20 protein-coding genes and 2 tRNA genes are annotated in these 23,911 nt (G+C 64.1%); 9 read left to right on the top strand and 13 right to left on the bottom strand.

What is annotated here, in order from left to right:
• Positions 1–331: hypothetical protein (locus VMX79_07740; GenBank protein HUV86990.1), on the top strand; the 331-nt coding region annotated here is incomplete at its 5' end.
• Between the two features lie 191 nt (positions 332–522).
• Here the strand turns inward: VMX79_07740 and VMX79_07735 are convergent.
• The 7 genes from VMX79_07735 to VMX79_07705 form a co-directional block, all read right to left on the bottom strand.
• Positions 523–942, bottom strand: a complete 420-nt coding sequence (locus VMX79_07735; GenBank protein ID HUV86989.1) for a hypothetical protein — start codon at positions 940–942, stop codon at positions 523–525.
• Positions 943–1,216: 274 nt separating this feature from the next.
• The gene (locus tag VMX79_07730) at positions 1,217–1,480 is read right to left on the bottom strand and encodes a hypothetical protein (GenBank protein ID HUV86988.1); all 264 of its coding nucleotides are present in this window, start codon (positions 1,478–1,480) and stop codon (positions 1,217–1,219) included.
• Positions 1,481–1,534: 54 nt separating this feature from the next.
• The gene (gene yidD / locus VMX79_07725; GenBank protein ID HUV86987.1) at positions 1,535–1,879 is read right to left on the bottom strand and encodes a membrane protein insertion efficiency factor YidD; all 345 of its coding nucleotides are present in this window, start codon (positions 1,877–1,879) and stop codon (positions 1,535–1,537) included.
• Positions 1,880–2,736: 857 nt separating this feature from the next.
• Positions 2,737–2,970 (bottom strand): hypothetical protein, encoded by a 234-nt coding sequence (locus tag VMX79_07720; protein HUV86986.1) that lies wholly within the window; start codon positions 2,968–2,970, stop codon positions 2,737–2,739.
• Between the two features lie 36 nt (positions 2,971–3,006).
• Entirely contained in the window at positions 3,007–3,261 is a 255-nt protein-coding gene (locus VMX79_07715; protein HUV86985.1) for a hypothetical protein, read from the bottom strand.
• Between the two features lie 9 nt (positions 3,262–3,270).
• The gene (locus tag VMX79_07710; protein HUV86984.1) at positions 3,271–3,501 is read right to left on the bottom strand and encodes a hypothetical protein; all 231 of its coding nucleotides are present in this window, start codon (positions 3,499–3,501) and stop codon (positions 3,271–3,273) included.
• Between the two features lie 85 nt (positions 3,502–3,586).
• The gene (locus VMX79_07705) at positions 3,587–5,056 is read right to left on the bottom strand and encodes a flippase (protein HUV86983.1); all 1,470 of its coding nucleotides are present in this window, start codon (positions 5,054–5,056) and stop codon (positions 3,587–3,589) included.
• 138 nt (positions 5,057–5,194) lie between these two features.
• Between VMX79_07705 and mfd the strand changes: the two genes are divergently transcribed.
• A complete protein-coding gene (gene mfd, locus VMX79_07700; protein ID HUV86982.1) occupies positions 5,195–8,623 on the top strand; it encodes a transcription-repair coupling factor in 3,429 nt (1,142 codons plus the stop codon).
• Complete coding sequence (locus VMX79_07695) at positions 8,616–9,338, top strand: PEGA domain-containing protein (GenBank protein HUV86981.1); 723 nt, start codon at positions 8,616–8,618, stop codon at positions 9,336–9,338. Before mfd ends, VMX79_07695 begins: the two co-directional genes overlap by 8 nt.
• 30 nt (positions 9,339–9,368) lie before the next feature.
• Here the strand turns inward: VMX79_07695 and VMX79_07690 are convergent, their stop codons facing one another.
• The 4 genes from VMX79_07690 to metK all read right to left on the bottom strand — a co-directional run bounded on the left by VMX79_07690 (position 9,369) and on the right by metK (position 15,291).
• A complete protein-coding gene (locus tag VMX79_07690) occupies positions 9,369–11,915 on the bottom strand; it encodes a hypothetical protein (GenBank protein HUV86980.1) in 2,547 nt (848 codons plus the stop codon).
• On the bottom strand, positions 11,909–12,775 hold the full coding sequence (locus VMX79_07685) for a hypothetical protein (GenBank protein ID HUV86979.1): 867 nt from the start codon (positions 12,773–12,775) through the stop codon (positions 11,909–11,911). Before VMX79_07685 ends, VMX79_07690 begins: the two co-directional genes overlap by 7 nt.
• 82 nt (positions 12,776–12,857) lie before the next feature.
• Positions 12,858–14,114: an adenosylhomocysteinase gene (gene ahcY / locus VMX79_07680; protein HUV86978.1), complete on the bottom strand. Its 1,257-nt coding sequence runs from the start codon at positions 14,112–14,114 to the stop codon at positions 12,858–12,860.
• A 16-nt stretch (positions 14,115–14,130) separates the two neighbouring features.
• The gene (gene metK / locus VMX79_07675) at positions 14,131–15,291 is read right to left on the bottom strand and encodes a methionine adenosyltransferase (protein HUV86977.1); all 1,161 of its coding nucleotides are present in this window, start codon (positions 15,289–15,291) and stop codon (positions 14,131–14,133) included.
• Between the two features lie 463 nt (positions 15,292–15,754).
• Between metK and VMX79_07670 the strand changes: the two genes are divergently transcribed.
• The 6 genes from VMX79_07670 (at position 15,755) to VMX79_07645 (ending at position 22,069) form a co-directional block, all read left to right on the top strand.
• Positions 15,755–17,362 (top strand): arylsulfatase, encoded by a 1,608-nt coding sequence (locus tag VMX79_07670; GenBank protein ID HUV86976.1) that lies wholly within the window; start codon positions 15,755–15,757, stop codon positions 17,360–17,362.
• 182 nt (positions 17,363–17,544) lie between these two features.
• Positions 17,545–18,783 carry an anaerobic sulfatase maturase gene (locus VMX79_07665; GenBank protein ID HUV86975.1) on the top strand — a complete coding sequence of 413 codons (1,239 nt, stop codon included), beginning with the start codon at positions 17,545–17,547 and terminating at the stop codon, positions 18,781–18,783.
• A 144-nt stretch (positions 18,784–18,927) separates the two neighbouring features.
• Positions 18,928–19,009, top strand: a tRNA-Leu gene (locus VMX79_07660).
• Between the two features lie 21 nt (positions 19,010–19,030).
• Positions 19,031–20,233, top strand: a complete 1,203-nt coding sequence (gene tig, locus VMX79_07655; protein ID HUV86974.1) for a trigger factor — start codon at positions 19,031–19,033, stop codon at positions 20,231–20,233.
• A 52-nt stretch (positions 20,234–20,285) separates the two neighbouring features.
• Complete coding sequence (locus VMX79_07650) at positions 20,286–20,999, top strand: methyltransferase (protein HUV86973.1); 714 nt, start codon at positions 20,286–20,288, stop codon at positions 20,997–20,999.
• Complete coding sequence (locus VMX79_07645; GenBank protein ID HUV86972.1) at positions 20,996–22,069, top strand: alpha/beta hydrolase; 1,074 nt, start codon at positions 20,996–20,998, stop codon at positions 22,067–22,069. Before VMX79_07650 ends, VMX79_07645 begins: the two co-directional genes overlap by 4 nt.
• Positions 22,070–22,119: 50 nt before the next feature.
• Here VMX79_07645 and VMX79_07640 read toward each other — a convergent pair.
• Both VMX79_07640 and VMX79_07635 read right to left on the bottom strand, forming a co-directional pair.
• Positions 22,120–22,194 (bottom strand) — tRNA-Lys (locus tag VMX79_07640).
• A gap of 49 nt (positions 22,195–22,243) precedes the next feature.
• Complete coding sequence (locus VMX79_07635; protein ID HUV86971.1) at positions 22,244–23,524, bottom strand: adenylosuccinate synthase; 1,281 nt, start codon at positions 23,522–23,524, stop codon at positions 22,244–22,246.
• Between the last annotated feature and the right edge of the window lie 387 nt (positions 23,525–23,911).

Below are 23,911 nucleotides of genomic sequence, written 5' to 3'. Positions count from 1 at the left end.
GCTCCGTTGGGAGAAGACGGAGACCGGGCCGGAGGAGGACGTGCCGACGCGCGCGCTGCTCGGCTTCGGCGTGCGGCCCTGGCAGAAGTTGCTCCTCGTATTCCAGGCCGACGCCGGCCAGGAGGAGTGCCGGCGGTACCGCGGCGGCGTGGAGTATTGGTTGGATGAGCGTATCGCGCTGCGGGCGGGGCTGGACGACGGCGCGCCGACGCTGGGCGCCGCGGTGTTGCTGCCGCGGGGCGGCTACGCCGTCGGCTTCGATTACGCCTACGTGGAGGAGGACTTCACCGCGGAGGCGGCGCATACGATGTCGCTGGGCCTGTCGTTTTAAATCGCAGGCCGTTACGCGGCCTCCAGGGGTTACCGTGGCCGTTTGAAAATAACAAGGTAAAGAAGCCGGCTCGAGCGAGCCGGCTTTTTACGGCATATTTAATTATGGTTTGACAACGGCGGAGCCGCTACGGCCGGGTTGGGGGTAAATTATAGCCGGTGGAGGAGACCCGCGGTCCGGCCGCCGTTTTTCTATTCTAGGCCGAATTGGGCTTTACTCTGTACCTTGCCGTTCATTAAGGTTACGGTGGCGCTGCCGAAACCTTTTGTCGCTGTCCAAGAGTAAATTTCGTTCTTATACCCGCCGAATTCCGATTGGGCGGTTAGCTCGCCCGGGCTACCGAATACCTCGGAAACGTCGCCGTAGGTCATGCCGGTCTGGACTTCGTTGAAATTGGCCAAGGTAACCGCGCCCGACGGTTCGGGAGTTTCGGTTACCGGCGCTTCGGTTTTGGGGGCGACGGGCGTTTCCAGCGACGGCGTCGCGCCCTTACTCGCTTCTTCGGATAGCCTGATAGTGCCGAAGCAGGCTACGGTAATTAGGCAGCCGATTAACAAAACGGCGACGACTACGATCCCGATGATAAGCCAAATCTTTGCTGTTTTCGTCACTTGAGCGCCTCCTTGCCACTTTATGATTTTACGAATAAAGAATTCGCGAAAAACGTACCCTTCGCGCGCGAACGGCCTAGGTTATCCGCGTATGGGGTAACCGTTTGTCCACGTTAAATAATTGATAATATATTTCGCGGCCGGTGTCAATTTATAATTAAAGATACTTCGCGTCCGCCTAGAGGACGAAACGGACAGCGCAACCTCGGGCCAACTGCAAAAAAGCCGGCCCTCGCGAGCCGGCTTCATCTTTTATATATAGTTGGACTTCGGTTTAAGAGAAGGCGCCGCTCAGGCCGATTAGGCTGAAGACGCCGAAGAAGTACAGGACGTAGCAAAGGCAGCAGGCGACGATGGCGGCCACCGCGGCGATGATGCAGTTTTTGCCGAACTTTTTACTCGCCGGGTCGGCCTTGGTCATATATATTACGCCGATTATGATGCCGGCCAGCGGAACGATGAAAGACAATACGTAAAAAAGCCACCGTGGCTCCGGGGGCCTTTCGCCGTCGGCCATGGGGTGACACCCTTTGCACACGACCTACCCCTTCGGGGTTAGGCGTATGGGAATATGACCTAAGACTCGTAGATATTAAGGATAGTCGTAAATTGGGTATTTCTCACTATTTGTCAAAGGGGAGCAACTAATAATCCTATAAGCGGCCATAGCGGAACCGGGAAAAAAACCGGATTTTAAGTACGCAAGTTTTGCGTAATCAGAACATGTAGGGTAGAATTTACACCTTGTTCTACCGGATAATAACGGGATTCTCGATTTTTGGTAAATATTAATCGCGTTAACGGCCGTACGAACAAGTATTTGTTCGGGCGGGGGCCGCGAACTGTCGATTGCTACGCCCGCCGAAAATAAGGAAAAAGATAAAAGCAATAAGATTAACCGTATCCGGTCAAATTTTAATTGTGGCAATGGGGACACGTTTTCATTGCTTCTAATTTCTTATTCCCGCAATGCGCGCATTGGACTATATTACCCGAAGGCCGGGCAAAGAAATAAATTATAAAAGGTATTAGGCCGAATAAGAAAACCAAAATCATCCATATTACCGGGCTATCCATCCCTCGATTCTTTGCATCTTTAGCTACCCATACTAATAAGAATATATTGACGACGAAATAGACTACAGGTATTAGAATTAAAATGATGATGCTGCCGCCACACGTTCCGCATGCCGCGCAACCTTCGGGTCCTAATTCGGGTTCTTCAGTTTGGTTTTTAGGCGAAGGTACGTTTACCGTAGAAGCATTTAATGGGGAATTTAAATAATCCCCCTTTTGGGTTAAGTGTCCGTATCCGTTAGTTATTATTCCGGCGAAGAATAGGATCGAGATAACTATCAAAAACGAAAACGACACGCAACTAAAAGAAGCTGCGGTTTTGCCGCTTTTCATTTTCTTCCTCCTTTGTTTATACGGATGGTAAACCGTCTACCGCTTTTTTCTAATCTATAGGTAAGAGTTGGGCAAAACCCCAGAAGAAGATACATAATAGGATCATAAAGATGCTGATAACGATATCTGCTATACTTAATCCCAGACCCCACCGGGCCATATTTTTTTCGTTGCGGTTAATATTTGTTTCTTTTAAACAAATTCCCCCAAAAGTCACCCCTATCACTCCGCAAATTATACCTATCAAAGGTATCACGAATCCGATTAAACCTACGAGCCCTAATACGAGAGAGGCTATAGCTAAGCCCCGCCGTTTGGACAAGTTATTGTCGATCATGTTTGTGCCGCCCGACCCATTCGGGTCGGGCGGCTTTTAAACCTATTCTAACTTATCAGTGGTATACCGACACCGCCGACCAATATCGAGATAATCCAGCACAGGATACACAGGACGGCCGCGACGATGGCCGCGATAAGGCAGTTCTTGCCGAAGGCTTTTACCTCGGGCTCGGGCTTCTGCATATAAATAATGCCGAGGATAATACCGAGCAGAGGGATAATGAACGAAAGGATGTACCATAGTACCTTCGGCTCCAGCGGCTTGTTACCGTTCGTCATCCGTCATACCTCCGTGGGAATAAATAGTTACGGGATTTACGTACTCATCGCGGTACCGAATATATTAGTGCCTATTATGCCAAAGACGAATATTATGTAAAGTACGACGCAGCACGCGACGACGACGAAGGATATTACGGCGGCGATGATGCAGTTCTTGCCGAAGCGTTTGTTTTCCGGTTCCGGTTTCCCCATGTAAATCGCGCCCAAAATTATCCCCAGTATCGGGATTATGAAAGAGAGTACGTACCACAACCAGGCGGGCTCGAGCGGTTTATCGCCGTTACTCATCGCTTCCCCTTATTTCAGCCATTCCACGGCGCCCAAGACGAAAAACCATACGGCGTATAAAGCGCAACACGCCACTATGCCCGCGACGGCCGCGATTACCGTCTTTTTACCGAAATCCAGGCTTTCGGGCGCTTCTTTGCGCCTGTAGATAATGCCCAGGATTATGCCCACGACGGGCAGGATAAAAGAAATCGCGTACCAGAGCCACCTGGGCTCGAGCGTCGTTTTGTTTTCGGCCATAAATACGCAGTTTTTACCCGCGGCGTTGCCTGTTCGGGGCACTTGACGTGAGATTACGCTAACATAGTTCCCGCCGAAAGTATAGTTATTTTTCCCCGCCTTCGCGACGCGGGCCGACGCCGCGGTTGCGGCCGCCGAAGCCTAGGACCTCCTTTATGGCCGCGACATCCTCGCCGCCCAACGCGTGCAGCAGGAACAACAACGGTACGTAGAGGCCGGCGCCGACCACGATAAGCGAAGGCCAGGGGAGGAACGGCCTCACGGCCCATATCGCGACGCCCATTATCGCCGCCGCGACGGCCGTACGGGCCGCGGCGCCGCCCAACCGGCTCCGGTAGACGAGCGCGAAGGTGAAGAAGTAATTCTGGACGAGGGCCGCCGCCAGCGAAATCAGCAGCGCGGCCGCCGCTCCCACCGCACCCCAGCGCGGTATAAGCCAAATCCCGGTGCCCGCCATCACCAAAATATTCACGACCAGTATGACGACGCTTTTGAACTGCTGCTCCGCGGCGAACAGCGCCCGGTAGAAGACGTTGTTCATATAGATGGGGACGACGGCGAATATCAGGATGGAGAATACCGCCACCGAGCGCGCGAAGTCCGCCTCGTAAATAAGCAGGACCACCGGTTCGGCCAGGACGAACGCGCCCGCCGCCGCGGGAAGCGCGAACGCGACCAGGTACCTTAGCGAGCGCTCCGCCAGCCGGACGAACCGCGGCCGGTCCTCGCGCCACGTCCGCGCCAGGTTGGGGTAGACCGCGTTCATGAACGATTCCGGGACGAGGGTCAAGAGGAACATCAGGCGATACGACGCCGAGTATATGCCTACCTCCGCCGGCCCCACCAGCCGCTGCAGCAAGAGGACGTCGAGGCGCCAGTATATCGAGGCCAGGACCGCTAGGCCGGCGAACGGCATCGCCCCGCGCAGCAGCCGCCGGAAGAACGCCCACTCCAAGCGGACGCGGCCGGCGCGAGTTTGCCACAGGCACAGCGGCACCGAAAAGCACGCCGACGCGAACTCCACCGCCGCCCGCACGATTAGCAGCGCCACCACGCCGTACCCGAGCCACAGGACCAGAATGCTTACGGCCGTTACCAGCGTGCGCTTGACGAACGCGAGCAGCGTTATGAACTCGGCCTTCTCGATGCCTATGAAGGAGGATTCCGCCGCCGCGCCCAGCGACGCCGGTACGAGGCCCAGGGAGGCGACGACCGCGGCTAAGTACGTATCCCGCGCCAGGCCGTACGCCGCGGCCGCGCCGTTCATCACGGCCACCAGCACCAGCGCTGCGCCGGCCACCAGCGCCGCGGCGTGGACGAAGTACTTCCCGGCCTCCTCCCGGCGCCGGCCTATCTCGCGGGGAAGGAAGTTTTGCAGGCCGAAGAAGGATATCAACTCGAAGACCAGGTAGAAGGCGACGACGAACGAATACTTCCCGAAGTCCTCGACCCCGAGCCGGCGGGAGGCGTATACTACGAGTAAAAAGCCCGCCACCTGGTTGATTATCCGGGTGGCGAGGAGGGCGGTGGTATTCTTCGCGATGCGACGCTTCATGGGAGCCATAATCCCGCAAGCATAACATAACGCGTTGCCCGGTCAAGAGTTAAGGCCCAGGCGCGGGGAGTTTCCCGAGTGGTCATCGAAGCCGAACATATGGTATAATTACAGAAGTATTTTTCCCGCCCTAATCCTATGGATTATTGTGAAAAAGTTGCCCGCCACGCCGCATTCCGCGAGGTCGCGGGCGAGTTGCGCGCCGGGCGCGGCCGGACCGTCCCGGTGGGCGGCCTCGCCGGCGGCGCCGCGCCGCTGTTCGTCGCCGCGCTGCGTCGCGAGCTCGACGTCCCCGTATTGACGTTGACGGCGACCGCCGAGCAGGCGGAGGAGTTCGCCGCGGACGGCGAGGCCTATGCCGGCGAGGAGGCCGCGCTGCTCGAGCCGTACAACGTCGTTCCGCTCAAGGCGGTGTCGCCGAGTCTCGAGACGTCGGCGTCGCGCGTCAAGGCGCTGCTGTCGTTGGCGGAGGGCCGGCCGTGGTGCGTGGCGTCGGCCGCGGCCTTCCGGCGTCGGCTCGCGCCGCCCGACGTGCTCCGAAGCGCCGTCCGGCGGTACCGCGCCGGCGACGCCCTGGATTTGGCCGAGCTCGAGCAATATTTACCGTGGCTCGGCTACGAGCGCGTCGGTATGGTGGAAGGCCCGGCGCAATACGCGCGCCGCGGCGCGATACTGGATATTTTCCCCGCGGGCGCCGAGGGGCCTACGCGCCTCGAGCTCTTCGGCGACGTCGTCGAGTCGGCGCGCGGCTTCGACGTGTGGACGCAGCGGCGGGCGGGCGAGCTGGACGAGCTCGCCGTCTACCCCACGCGGGAAGTGGTGCTTTCCCCCGACCGGGTGAACCGCGCGGTGCGGATTATCCGTGCGCGCTTCGGCGACGACGCCGCGGAGGAAGCGTACGAGGCGCTGGACGTGCGCCGGTACGTCGACGGCGTCGAGAACCTGCTCCCCTTTCTATTCGAGGAGACGGCCACCGTCGCCGAATACTTCGCGCGGACGCCGCTGTTGGTCCTATACGACGTGGACGCCGTCGCCGCGGCCGCGGCGGAGGCCGGCGAGGCCGCCAAGCCCTCCTTTCCTTTTCCGCGCCCCGACGAGATATTCGTCGATTTCGACGAATTCCTGGGGGCGTTCGCCCGGGCGGGCGGCAACGTCGTAACGGTTCAGCCGGGCGCGGCGAGCGACGGCGCCGATTTTCGCGCCCGGGAAGTCGACCACCTCGCCGGCCGGCTGGATTTATTCGTGGACGAGGTACGAGCGTTCGGGCGCCGGGGCCGGGCGGTGGTGCACGTCGACCGCGCCGAGCAGGGCGAACGGTTCCGGGATATCGTCGCGGGCCGCGCCGACGGGCTGCCGCTGCAGTACGACGTCAAGCCGTCGCGGCGGGGCTTCGTGTGGGAGGACGTCGGCCTGGCCGTCTTCCCGGCCCGGCAAGTGTTGGGACGCAGGCCCGCGGCGCGCCGGCGGCGTCTCCCTCGCTTCCAGCCGGGCGAGGACGCCGTAAAGATAACCTCCGCGTTCGACCTCGAGCCCGGCGACCTCGTCGTACACGCCGACCACGGCGTGGGGCGGTTCGAAGGGCTCGCCACCCTTCCCGTGGGCGACCACCGGGAGGAGTTCATCACGCTCACCTACGAGGGCGGCGACCGCCTGTACGTCCCGGTCTACAACCTGCGCGTCGTGTACAAGTACGTGGGCGGCGACCCGCGCACCAGGGCCCTCGACCGGCTGGGCGGCGCCTCCTGGCGGCGCGCCCGCTCCCGCGCCAAGAAGTCGGCCGAGAAGCTCGCGCGCAGGTTGATAGACATCTACGCCGCCCGGGCCGCGCGCCCCGGCCATGCCTTCGCGGGCGAGCCCTCGTGGGAGCTGGAGCTCGCCGAGACCTTCCGCTACGCCGAGACGCCGGACCAGCTCCGCGCCGTAGAGGAAGTGGCCCAGGATATGGCCGGCGAAAAGCCTATGGACCGGTTGGTGTGCGGCGACGTCGGCTTCGGTAAGACGGAGGTCGCGGTGCGCGCCGCCCTCCGGGCCGTGGCCGACGGCAAACAGGTCGCGGTTCTGGTCCCGACGACGGTGCTGGCCGACCAACACTACGCGACTTTCCGCGAGCGCTTGGCCCCCTTCGCCGTACGCGTCGAGATGTTGAGCCGTTTCAAAAGGCCCAAGGAGCAGAAGGAGATTCTGGCGGAACTCGCCGCCGGCAAGGTCGACGTCGTCATCGGGACCCATCGCCTCCTCTCGCGCGACGTATCCTTCGCGGACCTGGGCCTGCTGGTCGTGGACGAGGAGCAGCACTTCGGCGTCGCCCACAAAGAACGCATCAAGGAGATGCGCAGGTTGGTCGACGTCCTGACGCTCACGGCCACGCCCATACCGCGCACGCTCCACATGGCGCTCGCCGGCCTGCGCGACCTCTCGCTCATCGGGACCGCGCCGCTGGAGCGTTTGCCCATCCACACCGTCGTCTCGCCCTTCGACGAGGACCTCATCGCCGACGCCGTGGGGCGCGAGCTGGGCCGGGGAGGGCAGGTGTTCTTCGTCCACAACCGCGTGCAAACCATCGACGGCGTGGCGGACTACTTACGGGGGCTGGTGCCCGAGGCGCGGTTTGGCGTGGCCCACGGCCGGCTGAGGGAGCGCGACCTCGAGCGCATCATGCACGACTTCGCCGACGGCGAGTTCGACGTGCTCGTCTCGTCCGCCATCATCGAGGCCGGCCTGGATTTCCCCAACGTGAACACCATAATAATCAACCGCGCCGACAGCTTCGGCCTGAGTCAGCTCCATCAGCTGCGGGGGCGGGTGGGCCGCTCCCACGCCCGGGCGTACGCCTACTTGCTCACGCCGCCGAGCCACGTCCTCACCGATGCCGCGCGCCAGCGGCTGGCCGCGCTCAAGGACGCCACCGAGCTCGGCTCCGGCTTCCGCCTCGCGATGCGCGACCTCGAGATCCGCGGCGCCGGCAACTTGCTGGGGCCGGAGCAGAGCGGCGCTTTGGCGGCCGTAGGGCTCGAGCTCTATACCAGGATATTGGCCGCCGAAGTCGCCAGGTTGAAGGGTGAGGAAGTGCTCCGGCCGGCGGAAGTGAACGTGCGCTTGGACTTTGACGCGTTCATACCGGCGTCGTATATTCCGGACGAGCGGCAGCGGCTCGGCATCTACCGGCGGTTGAGCGAGGCCGGCGACGACGCCGCGGTGGCGGCGTTGGCGGAGGAGCTCCGCGACCGCTTCGGGCCGCGGCCGGTCGCGGTGGACCATTTATTAACGGTGCGAAAGATAAGCCTGTGGGGAGCCAAAGCCGGCGTTCGCGCCGTCAACATAAGCGGCCCGCTGGTAACGTTGGAATTCGGTAAGGACGAATTCGAGCGGGCGTCTACCGCGGATGTCCCGGCCGAAGTGACGGGCGTCGACGCGAAAGCGGGGCGCGGCGGCAAGACTTTCGTAACCTTTACCGTCGGCGAGGGCGCGGCGGTCGAGGACGTAACGCTCGCGATGTTGGCCCGCTTCGCGGAAGGGGCCGACGAGGTTCAATTATCGCAAGAGAAGGATGCAGTCCGAGATGGCTAGACGCTGCGTTCTATGCGGGGCCGACAATCCGGACGACGCGGCGAATTGCGTCGAATGCGGCGCGGAGCTGGGGGCCGACGCCGGAGCCGACGTCGAGATAGAAGTCTACGACGTGGAGCCGATGACGGCCGATAAGCCGAGCTACTTCGAGGAGACGTTGGCCGCGGCCCGCGAGAGCGTTCGGCACGGGAGGGGCGACCCGCCGCCGGATGTGTCGCAAGACCCTTTAATTCAAAAAGAGCTCAAAGCCGGTTATGAGATCCGCGAGCGGCGATTCAGCCATCGTCTCCGCCGACCGCGCAACCTCATTTTAATATTCGCCGGCGCGGCGCTCGCGGCGTCCGTGATATACGGCGTCCAATGGGCGGTGGCGCGTCTGCCGAAGTACTCCTACGCCGAGCCGGCCTATGTCGCCGGGACGAACGTGGCGTTGGAGGCGGCGGCCGAGCTCGAGTCCGATAAAGTCGACGTCGGTGCAGGACGGGGTGAACCGGCGGCGGTCTTGGCGGTCGGCGGCGACGGGGGAAAGATCTTCGTGGACGGCAACTACGTGGCGGACGCGCCGGCGGCGGGGCTCCGCATCCCGTTGGGGCGGCACCACGTGATAGTGAAGAGGGGGAACGCGGTCACGCTCGACGAGACGATCGATTTTAAGCGCGGCGAGCGTTACGCGCTCGAGCCGTCGAGTGCGGCCGAGCTGGGGCGCACGCCCTGACCCGCCCGCGGGCGGAGACGAGGTCTACGATTAAGGCCGGCGGCGTATCCCTCGCGCCGGCCTGATGACGTCCGCGATGCTCGCGACGCGTTGCGGCCGGTGCCACAGGCCGTAGAAATTCCTGGCCTTGAAATAGTACGCGTCGTTTTTTCGGAAGTTTATATAGTTCGTCGCCAGGCCGTCGACGTACGGTATGACCTCGCGGTCGAGCTTCATCAACGCCGCTTCCTCCCAGCTGATGCCCTCGTATTTCTTGTGCCAGAAGGGCCCGAGCCACCGGATGAGCCTTTGGAGTCGCTCGGTGCCGGCGGCGCCTTTTTTTTGCAGCGGGAACTTCTTCCGGCCGCGCGAGTACTCGTAGAGGTCCTTTCGGAAGCGCGCCAGGAACGGCGCGAGGTCCCCTTCGCAATCTTCCACCAGGTAGTCGACGCCCTCGTTCCGCGCGGGGGTCGCCGGGTCGTCGTAGACCTCCGTTATGATTACGCGCATCGCGCCCGGGCCGGCGTTGTACATCGCGCCGGCGAGCTTGACGCGGTTGACGCGCCCCCGGGCCGACGCCCACGACAGCGCGCCGTCCCCCGTCGTCGCCCGGGCGAAGGTTTTGCCGAACGACGCGCTGTTGGCCTGGTCGATTACCTCCCGCAGGAAATACGAGCCGATCTCGACGTTGAAGCGGGCGACGTTGCGTACGGCGTAGCGGGAGTTATACGGCAGGCGGTTGATGCGCGTCGCGACCAGGCCGTCGGCGGTCGGAAAGGTTATCTTGTAGTTCGTCCCCTTGATGAGGTCCGCGGTGCACTGCATATAACCGGTGGCCGAGCCGCGCCCCCGCCCCACCCGGTAGCAGATGCCGTCCCACAGCGTGTGGACGAAACCGCATTCCTGATACGATATCGCCATAAGGAGCGCGACGAAGTCGGCGTCGGAGGGGTCGTACTTCTTGCCGGGCGTCGGCGCGCCGGAGGCGGGCGGCGAGCTGTAGCGCCGCCTCTCGGCGTTGACCCGGCCTCCCACTTCCCAGAAGGTATGGTAAAGGCTGTGGTAGGGGTCGCTCTCGTCGTACGCCTTGTAGTTGTCGAACTCGCGCAGCGGCAGCTCGGTTGGGAAACCCTGGACCGTAAATTTTAGGTTCAACAGGTGCTCGAGCGTGGGCCGGCCCAGGATGCGGCCCAGCTCCTCGTCGGTCGCGGCGTAGCCCCGAGCCGGCGGCAAGTTGTCCACCCGGTCGAGGATGCGCTCCTCACCCGAGGTGTCGTACGGCAGCCGCTTGCGGAGCTCGACCAGTTTGGCGACCAGCTCGTCGTCGTATACGCCGGAGATGTTGCGCAGCGGCGTGTACTCGTACGCCGGGTCGCACTCGGCCAGCGTCGCCAGCGCCAGGTTCACCGCGCGTTTGACGTAGAAGACGGCGCCGGAGGCGACGGCCGCGCCGTCGGCGCCCACGGGCGAATAGTAGAGGAACGCCGGCTCGTCGTACTCCTCGCCGGGGGCGTATATATTCTCGACGCCCTCGAGCAGGCCCAGGATGGGGTGGGTGGCCCGCGGGCTGTAGTAGGGAAACGCATTGCGGCCGCGGTCGTCCTGGGCGATTACGGGGCGCGGGTTGTAGCGCGGGTCCGACGAAGCGGGCAGGACCGCGACGGTCAAGTACTCCGATTTGACGTCGGGCGGAAAGGCGTAGAAGACGTCGTTGCCGGCCCGGACCGACAGGCGCGCGTCGTACAGGTCGGGGGGCAGCGGTTGGTAGGCGCGCGCCCCCTTGTTCGCGACGCCGTACCAGGTAAACTTGTTAACGGGGGCTCTCCCGAGCCGGAGCGGAAAACCCGCCGCCGGGTCGACGTAACCGTCGCTCGCGGCGTCGAAGACGACCTCGCGGTCGCCGCCGGCCTTGCGGGCGAACACCTCCAACGACACCACGTCGCCGGGGCGGGGCGGCGGCTCGAGCGAGTAGCGGAAGACGATGGCGGGCGATTGACGGCCCGGGTCGTCGTCGGCGTAGAAGCGGAAGTCGGCTTCCTCGAGCGTTACCTCCAGAAAACCCTCGTTGTCGAAGTACCCGCCTTCGGGGCCGCCCGCCGTAAGCCGGTCCGTAAGGCGGAGGCGGACGGTGTGCCCTCGCCCCGCGACGTAGTACGTATAGCGGTGGTTGGCCTCGTCGCGGAGGTTGGCGGTTGCCAGGCGGTCGTCTATGACCAGCGACGAGCGCGGCGTATCGAAGGGGTCGCTCTCCGTTACGTACTCCGCGTCGTAGCGGCGGCCGTCGCCCGCGCCGACGTACGTCCCGCTGACGATTAATTTGTATAGTTTTCCGTCGAGGAGCGTATGGGGGAGCGTGATTTCGGCGCCGTCGGTGGGGAGGAGGACGACGCCGGCGTCGCCTTTGTCAAAGGGCGTCAATACGAGGACGACGGCCACCAACGCGGCCGCCGCGCCTTTGAGCTTCGTGCGCCGCGACCTGGTCCACAAGTAGCGTACGACGGCCGCGACGCCCCGGCCGCACACCATCAGCGCGGCCCACGTCGCGCGCCGGCCGGCGACGGCCCACGCGCCCGGGTGTGACGGGAACCCTTTCACCACACGATGCGAACAAAGGAGGTGAGGATGGCCCAGGCGCCGGCGGCGGTGAAGGCCGCCGCGGCCGCGGCGTACGCGCCCCGTAAAAAGACCCGGAGCCGCCGACCGGCGACGTCGACGCCCTCGAAGTCGTACTCGACTTGCGGCCAGCCTTGCCGGAAGAGGAAGACCAGCGCCGAAGCGACGGCGACGTCGACCAGCGTAGCGGCGCAGACGACGGTCGCCCACGAGAAGTCGTGGAGCTTGAAGGCGACGCCGGACGCGCACGTGAGCGCGCAGACGGTGGCGTACGTCAGGTTGGCTTGCCACGAACGCAGCCGGGCCCACTTGCCGGGGGACGCGGCGAGTGTCTCGTACAGCGCGCGGAACAACCGTTCCAGCCGGGTGTGTTCGTCGCCCGCCGCCCATATGTACGACCGTTCCGCGGCGAAGCTGCTCTTCAATTGGATGAGTACGTTGGTGGAAGGCGACAGGTAAGATACCTTGAGGGATTTGGGCCGGAATCTGCGTTGGCGGCGGAGCCAGCTCGAGAATTGCTCCACGCCGCGGTATCTACAACTCCGCTCGTCGCCTTTCAAGGTGAAGTCCAGCTCGAAGTGGGGCCTCAACTTCCGCAGCACCCGTCCGTAGTAAGCGAGCGTGACGTTGGCCAGCTCCGAGGTGGGGATACCCTCGTCGCGTCGGCCGGCGTACCATCGCCGCGTCGCTTGGTCCGCCTCGCGGCGCGCGAACTCGTACAGGACGCGGTCCAGTTCGGCGAGGAGAGCGGGGCGGACGCGGGCCGCTTTCAACTTCCTGAAGATTTCGAACCGGCCCGTACTCGGGGCGCGGCGGACGGGGGCTTTGACGTTTACGCTCGGCACCTTTATTACCTGCCGGACCCTCCGATTATACAAAACGAAGGCGGGTAGTCAACCCGCCTTAAAATCCGCGGCGGTCCGTTCACTACGTCCCCATTTGCCACGACGCCAGATATTCTACCTGTTCGTCGGTCAGCGTATCGACGTCGATGTCGAGGGCGCGTAGTTTAAGGCGCGCCACTTCGTCGTCGATGTCCCGAGGTACGGCGTACACCTGGTTTTCGAGGGTATCCGATTTGGCGCTCAGGTACGCCGCGGCCAGCGCCTGGTTGGCGAACGACATGTCCATTACGGCCGCGGGGTGCCCTTCCGCGGCGGCGAGGTTTACCAGGCGCCCCTCCGCCAGCACGTAGATTTGCCGGCCGTCGGCGAGCGTGAACTCTTCCACGTTGGGCCGGACCGTGCGCCGCGACGCCGCCATCTTCGCGAGCGCGTCGAGGTCGAGCTCGACGTTGAAGTGGCCGGAGTTGGCGACGACCGCCCCGTCCCGCATCAGCTCGAAGTGCTCGGCGCGTACGACGTGGATGTCGCCGGTTAGGGTGACGAAGAGGTGGCCCAACGGCGCCGCTTCCGCCATCGTCATGACGCGGTGGCCGTCCATCTGGGCCTCCAGGGCCCGTACCGGGTTAACCTCGGTTACGATGACGTGGGCGCCCAGGCCGCGCGCGCGCGAGGCGAAGCCGCGGCCGCACCAACCGTAACCCGCGACGACCACCGTCGAACCCGCGAACAACATATTGGTCGCGCGGAGAATGCCGTCGACGGTGGATTGGCCGGTGCCGTAGCGGTTGTCGAAGAGGTGCTTCGTGAGGGCGTCGTTGACGGCGACGATGGGGTACGCCAGCTCGCCGTTGTCGGCCATGGCGCGCAGGCGGATGACGCCCGTCGTCGTCTCCTCCGTCCCGCCCAGGATACCGTCCAGGAGCTCGCGGCGCTCGGTGTGGACCGTGGATACCAGGTCCGCGCCGTCGTCCAAGGTTATGGTCGGCTTGTGCTCGAGGGCCTGGTTGATGTGTTTATAGTATAAATCCCGCGACGCGCCCCGCACCGCGAACACCGAGACGCCGTAGTCCTCGACCAGCGAGGCCGTGACCTCGTCGGAGGTCGAGAGGGGGTTGGAGGCGCACAGCGCCACTTCCGCGCCGCCCGCCTGGAGCGTCCGCGCCAGGTTGGCGGTCTCGGTGGTAACGTGGAGGCAGGCGCTGATGCGCTGGCCCGCGAGGGGCCGGTCGCTCTCGAAACGTTCGCGGATGAGCGCCAGCACCGGCATGTGCCGGTCGGCCCATTCTATTTTAAGTTTCCCGGCGGGAGCTAACTTAACGTCTTTAATGTCGTGCGGCATGTTCTCCCCTCGCGATTTACAGCCCCGCGGCGCGGCGGAGCTCGTCGGCGCGGTCGGTTTTTTCCCAGGTGAAGTCGGGCTCCTCGCGGCCGAAGTGGCCGTAGGCCGCGGTCTGCTTGAATATGGGCCGCCGGAGCTCGAGGTAATCAATAATGGCCGCGGGCCGGAGGTCGAAGTGGTCGCGGACGAGGTCGGCGATTTTTCCATCGCCTATCTTGCCGGTTCCGAAGGTATCCGCCGTTACCGAGACCGGGTGCGCGACGCCGATGGCGTACGCCACCTCCAGCTCGCACCGGTCCGCCAGCCCCGCGGCGACGACGTTCTTGGCGACGTGGCGCATCATGTAGGCCCCCGAGCGGTCGACCTTCGAGGGGTCCTTGCCGGAGAAGCAGCCGCCGCCGTGCCGGCCCATCCCGCCGTAGGTGTCGACGATTATCTTGCGGCCTGTCAGGCCCGCGTCCGCCTGCGGCCCGCCCAGTACGAACCGGCCGGTGGGATTGACGTAGTACTTGGTCTCGTCGTCCAGCATTTCGGCCGGGATGACGGGCCGGACGACGTGCTCGAGGACGCCGGCCCGTATCTCTTCGGAGGATACTTCCGGATGGTGCTGGGCCGCGACGACGACGGCGTCTACGCGGGCGGGTCGACCGTCGACGTACTCGACGGTGACCTGCGACTTGCCGTCCGGCCGAAGCCAGGGCAGCGCGCCGTCGCGGCGGACCGCGGCCAACCGGCGCGCGAGCTTGTGCGCGGCCATGATGGGGAACGGCATTAACTCCGGGGTTTCGTTCAGGGCGAAGCCGAACATCATCCCCTGGTCGCCGGCGCCCTGCTCGCGGGCGTCGGTGGGGAGGACGCCGGCGGCAATATCGGGCGATTGCTCGTCTATAGACGTCAGCACGGCGCAGGTCAGGAAGTCGAAGCCGTATTCGGCGTCCGTATATCCGATTTCTTTTATCGTATTTCTTACTATTTTGGGTATATCGACGTAGCAGTCGGTGGTGATTTCGCCGCATACGAGCGCGAGGCCGGTATTGACCATCGTCTCGCACGCCACGCGCGCGAATTTGTCCTGCCCAAAGATATGGTCAAGGATGGCGTCCGAAATCTGGTCCGCGACCTTGTCGGGATGACCCTCGGTTACGCTTTCGGACGTGAACAAGTACTGCCGGGACATTTTACCTCCTAAGTAAGACAACACAACAACTCACGGCGCAATCGGCCCGTTCGCCGGCGAACGCCGTGCTTCGTAGCAATTTGACACACAAACTAACATATCCGAGGAGTTAAATCAAATTAAAATTCGGCGAGGTAAGCCCCGGCGGGCGTGGACCGCCCCTCCGTTGTGAGGTGTTCGTGGCGTGCGAGGACGCGCCGTTTGCATATAAGAATCGCGGCAGTAATGTTGTTGTGGGATATTGGGTCGTTTAAATACGCCGCCCGCCCCGCTGCCGCGTAGAGAAGGCCGCGTTTGGCGGCGGGACGCCAAATGCCCTTTGCTAATTAGGATTTTATGGATTATAATTAATTCAAACCCGCCGGTTCTTTGCGCGGGGCTGCGTTTTAAGGCCGCGGCGGCCCAAATCGGTGCCCGCCCCGGCGAACGTTCACCCAAAATACGAAAGGGGTCAAAGATGGGCGTGAAACGTCGACTGCGTGCGGCGGTGGGCCTTGCCCAGGGCGCGGTTTTGGCCGCGTCGGCCCAGGCCGGGGACGGGTTCTTCCAGGCCGAGAAGACGGCCGACTACCTCGAGCCCGCCATCCCCCGGCCCGAGCAGGAAAAGATAGCCGCCGAAAAGCTAGCGGCGCTCGAGGCCGGGACCGGGAGGAAGCCCAACATCATAATTCTGGTCGTGGACGACCTCGGGTACGGCGACTTCGGTTGCTACGGCGGCGGCGAGGCCGTCGGTTCGCCCACGCCCAACGTCGACCGGCTGGCGCGGGAGGGGCTGCGGCTCACCTCGGCCTATTCGCAGCCGACGTGCACCCCCACGCGCGCGGCCTTAATGACGGGCCGGCTTCCCTGTCGCACCGGCCTCATCCGGCCCATCCTCGCCGGCGACCCCATTACGGTCAATCCCTGGTCGGGCGAGGTAGCGGCGGCCAAGCTGCTCAGCGACAACGGCTACCGGACCGCCCTGTCCGGCAAGTGGCACCTGGGCGAGGGGAAGGGTATGAGGCCGCACGAGGTCGGCTACGACGAGTTCTATGGCTTCTTGGGCGTCGTATCGGACTACACGTCCTATATGGACGCCCGCAAGTACGGGCCGCTGATGTATAAACCGGAGCGGCTCGCCGTCTACCACGCCCTCGGCGCCACGGAGTACGTCGTGGAGGCCAAGAAGGGCGGCGAGATGAGGAACGTAAAGCCGCTTGCGACGCCCGAGGACGTATCCAAGTGCGACCAGGAGTTCGCGGCGTGGTCGGCCGGCTTCATCAAACGCGCCGTGGCCGACGGCAAGCCCTTCTACCTGGTGCACGCCTTCTCGAAGGTGCACAAGGACAACTGGCCCTCCAAGGCCTTCGAGGGCAAAAGCCCGGCGGCTACGCCCTACCGCGACTCCGTCGTCGAGGTGGACGACATCGTAGGCCGCCTTATGAAAGTGGTGGAGGAGGAGGGGCAGCGCGACAACACGTTCGTCTTCGTAACCTCGGATAACGGCCCGAACGAAGACACGTACCCCGACTGTGGCTACACCCCCTTCCGCGCCGGCAAGGGCACGACGTGGGAAGGCGGCGTCCGCGCCCCGGCCATCGCCTATTGGCCCGGCATTATCAAGGCCGGCCGCGTCAGCGACGGCCTGTTCGACCTGATGGACCTCTTCAATACCTCGCTCGGCATCGCCGGAATTGCGGGCGAAATCCCGAGCGGCCGCTACGTCGACGGCGTCGACCAGACGTCGTTCCTGCTGGCGGACGACGGCGAGACGAGGCGCGAGGCGGTCTACATGTGGTCGGAGTACGACCTCATGGCCGTGCGGTGCGCGGAGTTCAAAGGCCACCTCAAGGTAATGACGCTCGGGCGGCCGATGGGCGGCGTTAGCGAGGTAACCGTCAGCGACGTCGGCCTGTCGCCCTGGGTTTACAACTTATACGTGGACCCCAAGGAGCAGTTCAGCGTGGGCATCGATTATTTGGAATGGGCCCTCCCCATATTGACGCGCGAGGGGCTGCGCCACGCGGCGACGTTCGCGAAGTACCCCGTGAAGGTTATCGGCCTACAGAAGCCGGGAAGCAAAGGCCACTAAGCCGGGGCGTTAACCGCCCATCGGAAAACAGAGGATAGCGACGGGGAGCTGCCCGTATCGGGTTCGTTCGCGTCGAGCGGCTCCCCTCCCCGGAAGTAGCGTATGAGAGGAAAGGGCGTCTTCACGTTCGTGGGCGTCGCGGCCGCGCTCGGCCTGCCGGGCCAGGGCCGCACGTTGAAGATATGACCGAGTTCGAATTCCGCTGGGACGAGCCCACCGTCCGGTATCACGTGATGTGCAAGCCGGTAGCGTCGGCCTGCAACCTGGCGTGTACTTATTGTTATTACCTGAGCAAGAAGGACCTCCTGGGCCAGGCGGGCGACGCGCGGATATCGGACGACGTCCTGGAGGCGTACGTCCGCCAGAATATTGAGGGGCAAACCGGCGCCGCGGAGGTCGTGTTCTCGTGGCAGGGCGGCGAGCCGACGCTCCTGGGGTTGGCGTTTTTCGAAAAGGTCGTCGCGCTGGAGAAGAAGTACGCCCGGGCGGGCGTGCGGGTGGAGAACGACCTCCAGACCAACGGCACCCTCCTGGACGATGAGTGGTGCCGCTTCCTGAAGGAGAACAACTTCCTGGTGGGCTTGAGCGTCGACGGCCCCCGGCACTTCCACGACAAGTACCGCGTCGACCGCGCCGGGAACGGCTCGTTCGAGCGCGTGGTGGAGGCGGCGCGCCTCCTCCGCAAGCACGGCGTCCGCTTCAACACGCTGACTACCGTGAACCGCGATAATGCCCGCGACCCCCTGGCGGTGTATCGCTTCCTCCGCGACAAGCTCGGCGCCGTTACGATGCAGTTCATCCCCATCGTCGAGCCCAGGAGCTTCGAGCGGACGCCGCCGCAGCATTGGCCCGTTGAGGAGATGCCGATACTGGGAACGACGGCCGCGCTGCCCGGCACCGCCGACTCGTTCGTGACGGATTGGTCCGTGGACCCGGACGATTGGGGGACCTTCCTCCGGGTGATATTCGACGAGTGGTACAAACGCGACGTCGGTAAGACGTGGGTATATTTATTCGAGTCCGCGGTCTACACCGCCTCCGGCCGGTATTCGCCGCTCTGCACGCTGGCGCCGCTGTGCGGGAAGTGCCTGGCGCTCGAGGCCGACGGCGGCCTGTACTCGTGCGACCACTACGTCTACCCCGAATACCGCCTGGGTAATATCCTCACCAAGCCCATCGTCGACCTCGCGTTTTCGGAGCGGCAACGGGCCTTCGCCAACGGGAAGCAGGCGCTGACGCGGCTGTGCCAATCCTGCAAATTCCTGAAGTGGTGCTACGGCGAGTGTTGCAAGAACCGCTTCCTCGGCACGCCGGAGGGCGAGCCGGGCCACAACTACCTTTGCGTCGGCTACAAGAAGTTTTTCAACTACGTGGAGGAACGGGTCCGGGGCCTCGCGGCGCAAATCGCGGCCGGGCGGTAACGGCGGGCGCTAGCGGAGGCGCAACGCGCGGGTTGCCGCGGCGCTCAAGCTATTATATAATCATATACGGCCGGTGGACGTCGGCCTCGTTCCGTCAGCGCCGCGGGCGCGAGGGCGAGGCCGAAACGACGAACGGCCTAAGTCGCGAGAGTGGCGGAATTGGCAGACGCGCTGGATTTAGGTTCCAGTGGCCTTGGTCGTGCGGGTTCGAGTCCCGCCTCTCGCAAATAAATTTTACGGGTAAATTATGGTCGAAGCGAAGAAGATAGGCAAGAATACGGTCCGCGTCGACGTGGAGATACCGCCGGCGGAGGTGCAGGTCAAAGCGGCCGCGGTCTACGCCGAGCTCGCCCGCACCGTTAAGGTCCCCGGGTTTCGGAAGGGGAAAACGCCGCGGCGCATCCTCAAGCGGTCGTACGCCGACCGCGTCGTCCAGACGATAGTGGACGAGCTGGTGCCGGTGGCCTTCGAGCGCGCCGCCGCCGAGCTCGGCCTCGACGCCGTAAGCTCGCCGCGCTACAACGTCACGGCCGCCTCCGAGGGGGGGCCCATCTCCTTCGCCGCGGAGGTGGCCGTCTTCCCCGAGATAACGCTGCCCGATTACGCCGGGTTCGTCGTGAAGCGCGAGCGGCCCAAGGTGACGGACGACGACGTCGCGAAGGCGCTCGAGAGCCTGCGTCAGGCCAACGCGCGGCTCGAGCCGGTGGAGGGGCGCGGCGGCCTCGACGGCGACCTCGTAATCTTGAAATTCCTCGACGAGGAGCCGCCCGAGGGTTTCTCGCAACCTACGGTGGGCGTATGGGCGAGCGTCCGCGACGAGGAAGATTCCTTCGCGCGCCAGGTGATGGGCAAAGCGCCGGGGGACACGTTCGCGCTGACTATAGATTATCCCGCCGACTACCCTTCCAAACGGCACGCCGGCAAGAAGGTCAACGCGCCGGTGGAGGTCACGGAGGTCAAGAAGAGGGTCCTGCCCGAGCTGGGCGACGAGTTCGCCAAGGACCTGGGCGAAGACGGCCTGGGCCAATTGAGGGCGAAGTTGAAGGTGCGGTTGGAGGCTCGAGCCGACGAAATTTCGTATGCTAATGCGTACGGCCGCTTCGTGGAGGACATCGCCGCGCACGCCGACGTCCCGCTGGACGACGCTTTCGTGGAACAATTTTTACCCGAGGACGACGAGGGGGAGGGCGGCAAGAGCCGCGACGAGCGTATGGGGGAGGCGCGCCGCGAGCTGGGCCGCTATTTCATCGTACGCGAGCTGGCGCGCCGCGAGAACGTGGAGATCACGGCGGAAGAGGTGCGCGACGCCATAACCGCGGCGGCTTCCCGGCCGGGTGCGGCGCCCGAGCGCCCCGCCGCCGTCTACGACCGCCTCCTCAACGAGAAACTGGCGGCGAAACTCATACCGCGGGAGGGCCTCGCGGAAGGGGGAAAGGCCGACGAACGTTAACGCGCCGCAACTCGGGGCCAAGGACAGGTGTGAGCTCTTCGGCGGCCGGCTGGTGTTGGCGCAGCCGCGCGAAGGCTACCGCTTCTCTTTGGACTCTATCTTGCTGGCGTGGTGGGTGGATTTCGAGGCCGACGACCGCGTCTTGGACGCGGGGTGCGGCGTGGGCGTCGTCGGCCTCGCCCTGGCGCGCTGCCGGGGCGCCCGCGACGTTACGGGCGTCGAGTATCAGGGCGACCTGGCCGCGCTCGCCCGGGCGAACGTGGTCGCGAACGGGGCGTCGGCTTGGGTATCGGTCGTGGAGGGAGACTTGCGCGAGTTGCCGCCGGCGTTCGGCAACCGCTTCGACGTGGTGTGCGCCAATCCGCCGTTCCGGGAGGCCGACGGCGGCCGTTTGAGCCCGTGCGCCGGGAAGGCGGCGGCCCGTCACGAGCTGACGCTGACCGTGGACGAGCTCGCGTTGGCGGCGGCGTTTACGCTAAAAAAACGCGGCCGGTTTTACTTCGTGCACCAACCGCGCCGGCTGGCCGAAATATTCTCGGGCCTCGGCGACCAGGGGTTCAACGTCGAGCGGCTCCGCTTCGTGCAGCCCCGTGCGGGCGAGCCGGCGAACCTGGTTCTGGTCGCGGCGCGTTTGGGCGGCGCGCGCGAAATGGTCGTCATGCGGCCGCTCGTGGTACACGACGCCCCCGACCGATACGGCGCCGAGGTCGCGGCGATCTACCAAGGCCGAGGTGAGCCGCTGTATAACCAACCGACGGACGTATGAGGACCCATAAAGGAAGTAGCGGCTGCGTCCTCCGCGACGCCGCCGCGCTGCCGGTCTTGCTAATCGGCATCTTCATGTTGGTCGCGATGGGGACCGAAAGCGACCTGCCTTCCCCCGAGGACCGCCTCTTCGCCGGCATCGGCGGCGACTACCGCGTCACGAATTTCGGCGTCCACGGTACCGCCGGCGTCTACCCGCTGCGCATCAAGTACTTCGACCATCCGAAATACCACGGCCCGCCCGTAATCCTGGTACACGGCATGGGGACGTCCGACGCCTATTTCTGGCGGGTGCACGGCGAGGTGGAGGTGTTCGCCGGCTTCATCTATTCCGAGCAGCGCGACATCTCCGCGGTGGGTCACGCCCAGGGGTTGGTCGACCTCGGCTACGACGTCGTCACCTATACCTACCCCGACTCGCGCAACCGGCCCCTCGAGTACCAGGCGTACGACCTCGCCCGGATTATTAAGTGGACCAAGGAGAGGTTCATCAAAGATAAGGTTATACTGATAGGCCACAGCACCGGCGGCCTTATCTGCCGGTACTACGTGGAGTCGGGCCAGCCCGGGCGCGAGAACTACCGGTTCCCCCGTAAGGAGAAGAGCGATTACACCTGGAACCGCTTCTTCAACGTATCCGATTTCGAGATGCGCCGTTTGCGCTACCGGTACGACGTCGCCAGCCTCGTCCTCATCGCGACGCCGAATTTCGGCAACCTCAAAGAGGACGGCCGCGACTACCGGAGCCCGGCCCTGTTCGAGATGAAGGAGAACGGCGGCTTCGTCACCTGGCTCGAGGAGGGCCGAAGTAACGCGGAGGCTAAAGGTTATAAGAGGCCGCCGGTGTGCATCATCGTCGGCAACAAGTACGACAACTATATGGGCGAGGGGCCGCTCGACTTCGGCGACGGCATGGTGACGGTGCCGTCCGCGGTGGGGCCGTACGGCGAGGACGCTCGAGCCGAGGTCTACTACTTCGACCTCGACCACTTCGAGCTCGCGATGGACGGCGCCGTGCTCGCGAAAGTGTATACGGTTTTGAATAAGGACGAAACCGAGCGGGCGTCGTGAATCGTAAAACGTGCTTAATTAATAAACCGCCCCGAAGGGCGGTTTTAATTCGAGCCGCCTGGGATTCGAACCCAGGACTCCCGGCTTAAAAGGCCGGTGCTCTGACCGGGCTGAGCTAGCGGCTCCCGTCGGCCTATTTTATAACAAATATCGTAACCTTTTGCAACCCCGGTGCTAGGGGAATATCTCCCGGCGTATGAAACCCTCCTCCCGGCTCGGGCCGGTGGATACGAACGCCACCTCCGCGCCGGCGTAATCCTCGATGAAGTCGATGTACTCTTTGGCCGCCGCGGGGAGCGCGGCGTACGAGGTGGCGCCGCTCGCGCCGTCCGCCCACCCGGGGATTTCCTCGTAGACCGGCTCCACCTTATCCAGGCGGTCGAAGGGGGCCGGCGCGCGCTCGAGCCGCCGGCCGTCGAGCTCGTACGCCACGCATACCTTGACCGGCTCCACGCCGTCCAGTACGTCGAGCTTGTTCAGCGCGATGAAATTTATCCCGGCGGTCTCGACGGCATACTTCAGCAGGACCAGGTCCAGCCAGCCGCACCGCCGCGGCCTGCCCGTCGTCGAACCGTATTCGTTGCCGCGCTTGCGCAGCCGCTCGCCCAGCTCGTCCTCCAGTTCCGTCGGGAAGGGCCCTTCGCCCACGCGCGTCTGGTACGCCTTGACGACGCCGACGACGCGGCCTATGGCGTCCGGGGGCAGGCCCAGGCCGGCGTACGCGCCCCCCGGGTGAATCGTCGAGGAGGTGACGAAGGGGTACGTGCCGTAGTCGACGTCGAGCAAGAGGCCGTGGGCGCCCTCCAGCAGGACCTTGGCGCCGCTCGCGACCTCCTCCTGCATCGCCGCGGCGACGTCGCCGGCGTAGGGCTCGAGTTGGGGCGCGGCGTCCTTAAGGCCGGCCAGGACCTCTTCCTCGTCGAGTTCGACGCCCAGCGCCGCGAGCGTGGGCGCGTGGCGGTCGGCGAGCGCCCCCAGCCGCTCCTTTAAACGCCTTTCGTCGAAGAGGTCGGCCAGCCGCAAGCCCAGCCGGGCGGCTTTATCGGCGTAGCAGGGCCCAATGCCGCGGCCCGTCGTTCCCACGCGCCACCGCCCCAGCGCCTCGTCGCCGGCCTGGTCCAGCTTCACGTGGTAGGGCAGTATGAGGTGGCAGTGCCAGTCGACGGTCAAGTCGTAATCGGCGACGCCGAACTCCTCGACGCGGCCCAGTTCCTCCAGCAGGTACGAGGGGTTGACGACGCAGCCCCGGCCTACGTAGCAGCGGACCTCGGGCCGCAGTATGCCCACCGGCACCAGCCGCAGGACTATTTTCGTTTCGCCGCCGACGACGGTGTGGCCGGCGTTGTTGCCGCCGTTGAAGCGCGCCATCGCCGCGCATTCGCGCGACAGCACGTCCGCAATTTTGCCCTTGCCCTCGTCGCCCCACTGGGCGCCGATCATCGCGACTATCGACATTAGGAAACCTCCGCTTGCGCCGGGCGCAGAAAAACGGGCGAGAAACTCGCCCGTTGGTAAATTATATCAAACCGCGGCGGGATTGCAAGCGGAAAAGAGGTGGCCGTCGAGCGGACGACGCCGACGAGTTTAGCTAAGATGCTGCGGAAGGCGGTGGGGTAGGGGGGCGCAGGAGGGTGTCGCCGCGACCCGTTTATTATTTGATATTAACCCGCGATTATGATATACGAATAGGAGTTTCGGTATGCAACTAACGAAGTTACCCAAGGAGGACTAGATGACGAACGTGAGAGCTCGGGCGATTTTCGTCGTCGCGCTTACGGCGGCTTTGGCTCCGGCCGCGCCGGCCTATATCCACAGCTACTCCGGGTTCCTGACCGGCACCGG

Source organism: bacterium, from assembly GCA_035529855.1.
In the GTDB taxonomy this organism is placed as follows: Bacteria; RBG-13-66-14; B26-G2; order WVWN01; family WVWN01; genus WVWN01.
This window is presented reverse-complemented; position numbering and strand designations above follow the sequence as displayed.

Coding starts and splice junctions, on each gene's coding strand:
- VMX79_07720 (HUV86986.1), bottom strand. CDS start 2,970: ATGACGAACGGTAACAAGCCGCTGGAGCCGAAGGTACTATGGTACATC.
- VMX79_07715 (HUV86985.1), bottom strand. CDS start 3,261: ATGAGTAACGGCGATAAACCGCTCGAGCCCGCCTGGTTGTGGTACGTA.
- VMX79_07710 (HUV86984.1), bottom strand. CDS start 3,501: ATGGCCGAAAACAAAACGACGCTCGAGCCCAGGTGGCTCTGGTACGCG.
- VMX79_07705 (HUV86983.1), bottom strand. CDS start 5,056: ATGAAGCGTCGCATCGCGAAGAATACCACCGCCCTCCTCGCCACCCGG.
- mfd (HUV86982.1), top strand. CDS start 5,195: ATGGATTATTGTGAAAAAGTTGCCCGCCACGCCGCATTCCGCGAGGTC.
- VMX79_07695 (HUV86981.1), top strand. CDS start 8,616: ATGGCTAGACGCTGCGTTCTATGCGGGGCCGACAATCCGGACGACGCG.
- ahcY (HUV86978.1), bottom strand. CDS start 14,114: ATGCCGCACGACATTAAAGACGTTAAGTTAGCTCCCGCCGGGAAACTT.
- metK (HUV86977.1), bottom strand. CDS start 15,291: ATGTCCCGGCAGTACTTGTTCACGTCCGAAAGCGTAACCGAGGGTCAT.
- VMX79_07665 (HUV86975.1), top strand. CDS start 17,545: ATGACCGAGTTCGAATTCCGCTGGGACGAGCCCACCGTCCGGTATCAC.
- tig (HUV86974.1), top strand. CDS start 19,031: ATGGTCGAAGCGAAGAAGATAGGCAAGAATACGGTCCGCGTCGACGTG.
- VMX79_07645 (HUV86972.1), top strand. CDS start 20,996: ATGAGGACCCATAAAGGAAGTAGCGGCTGCGTCCTCCGCGACGCCGCC.
- VMX79_07635 (HUV86971.1), bottom strand. CDS start 23,524: ATGTCGATAGTCGCGATGATCGGCGCCCAGTGGGGCGACGAGGGCAAG.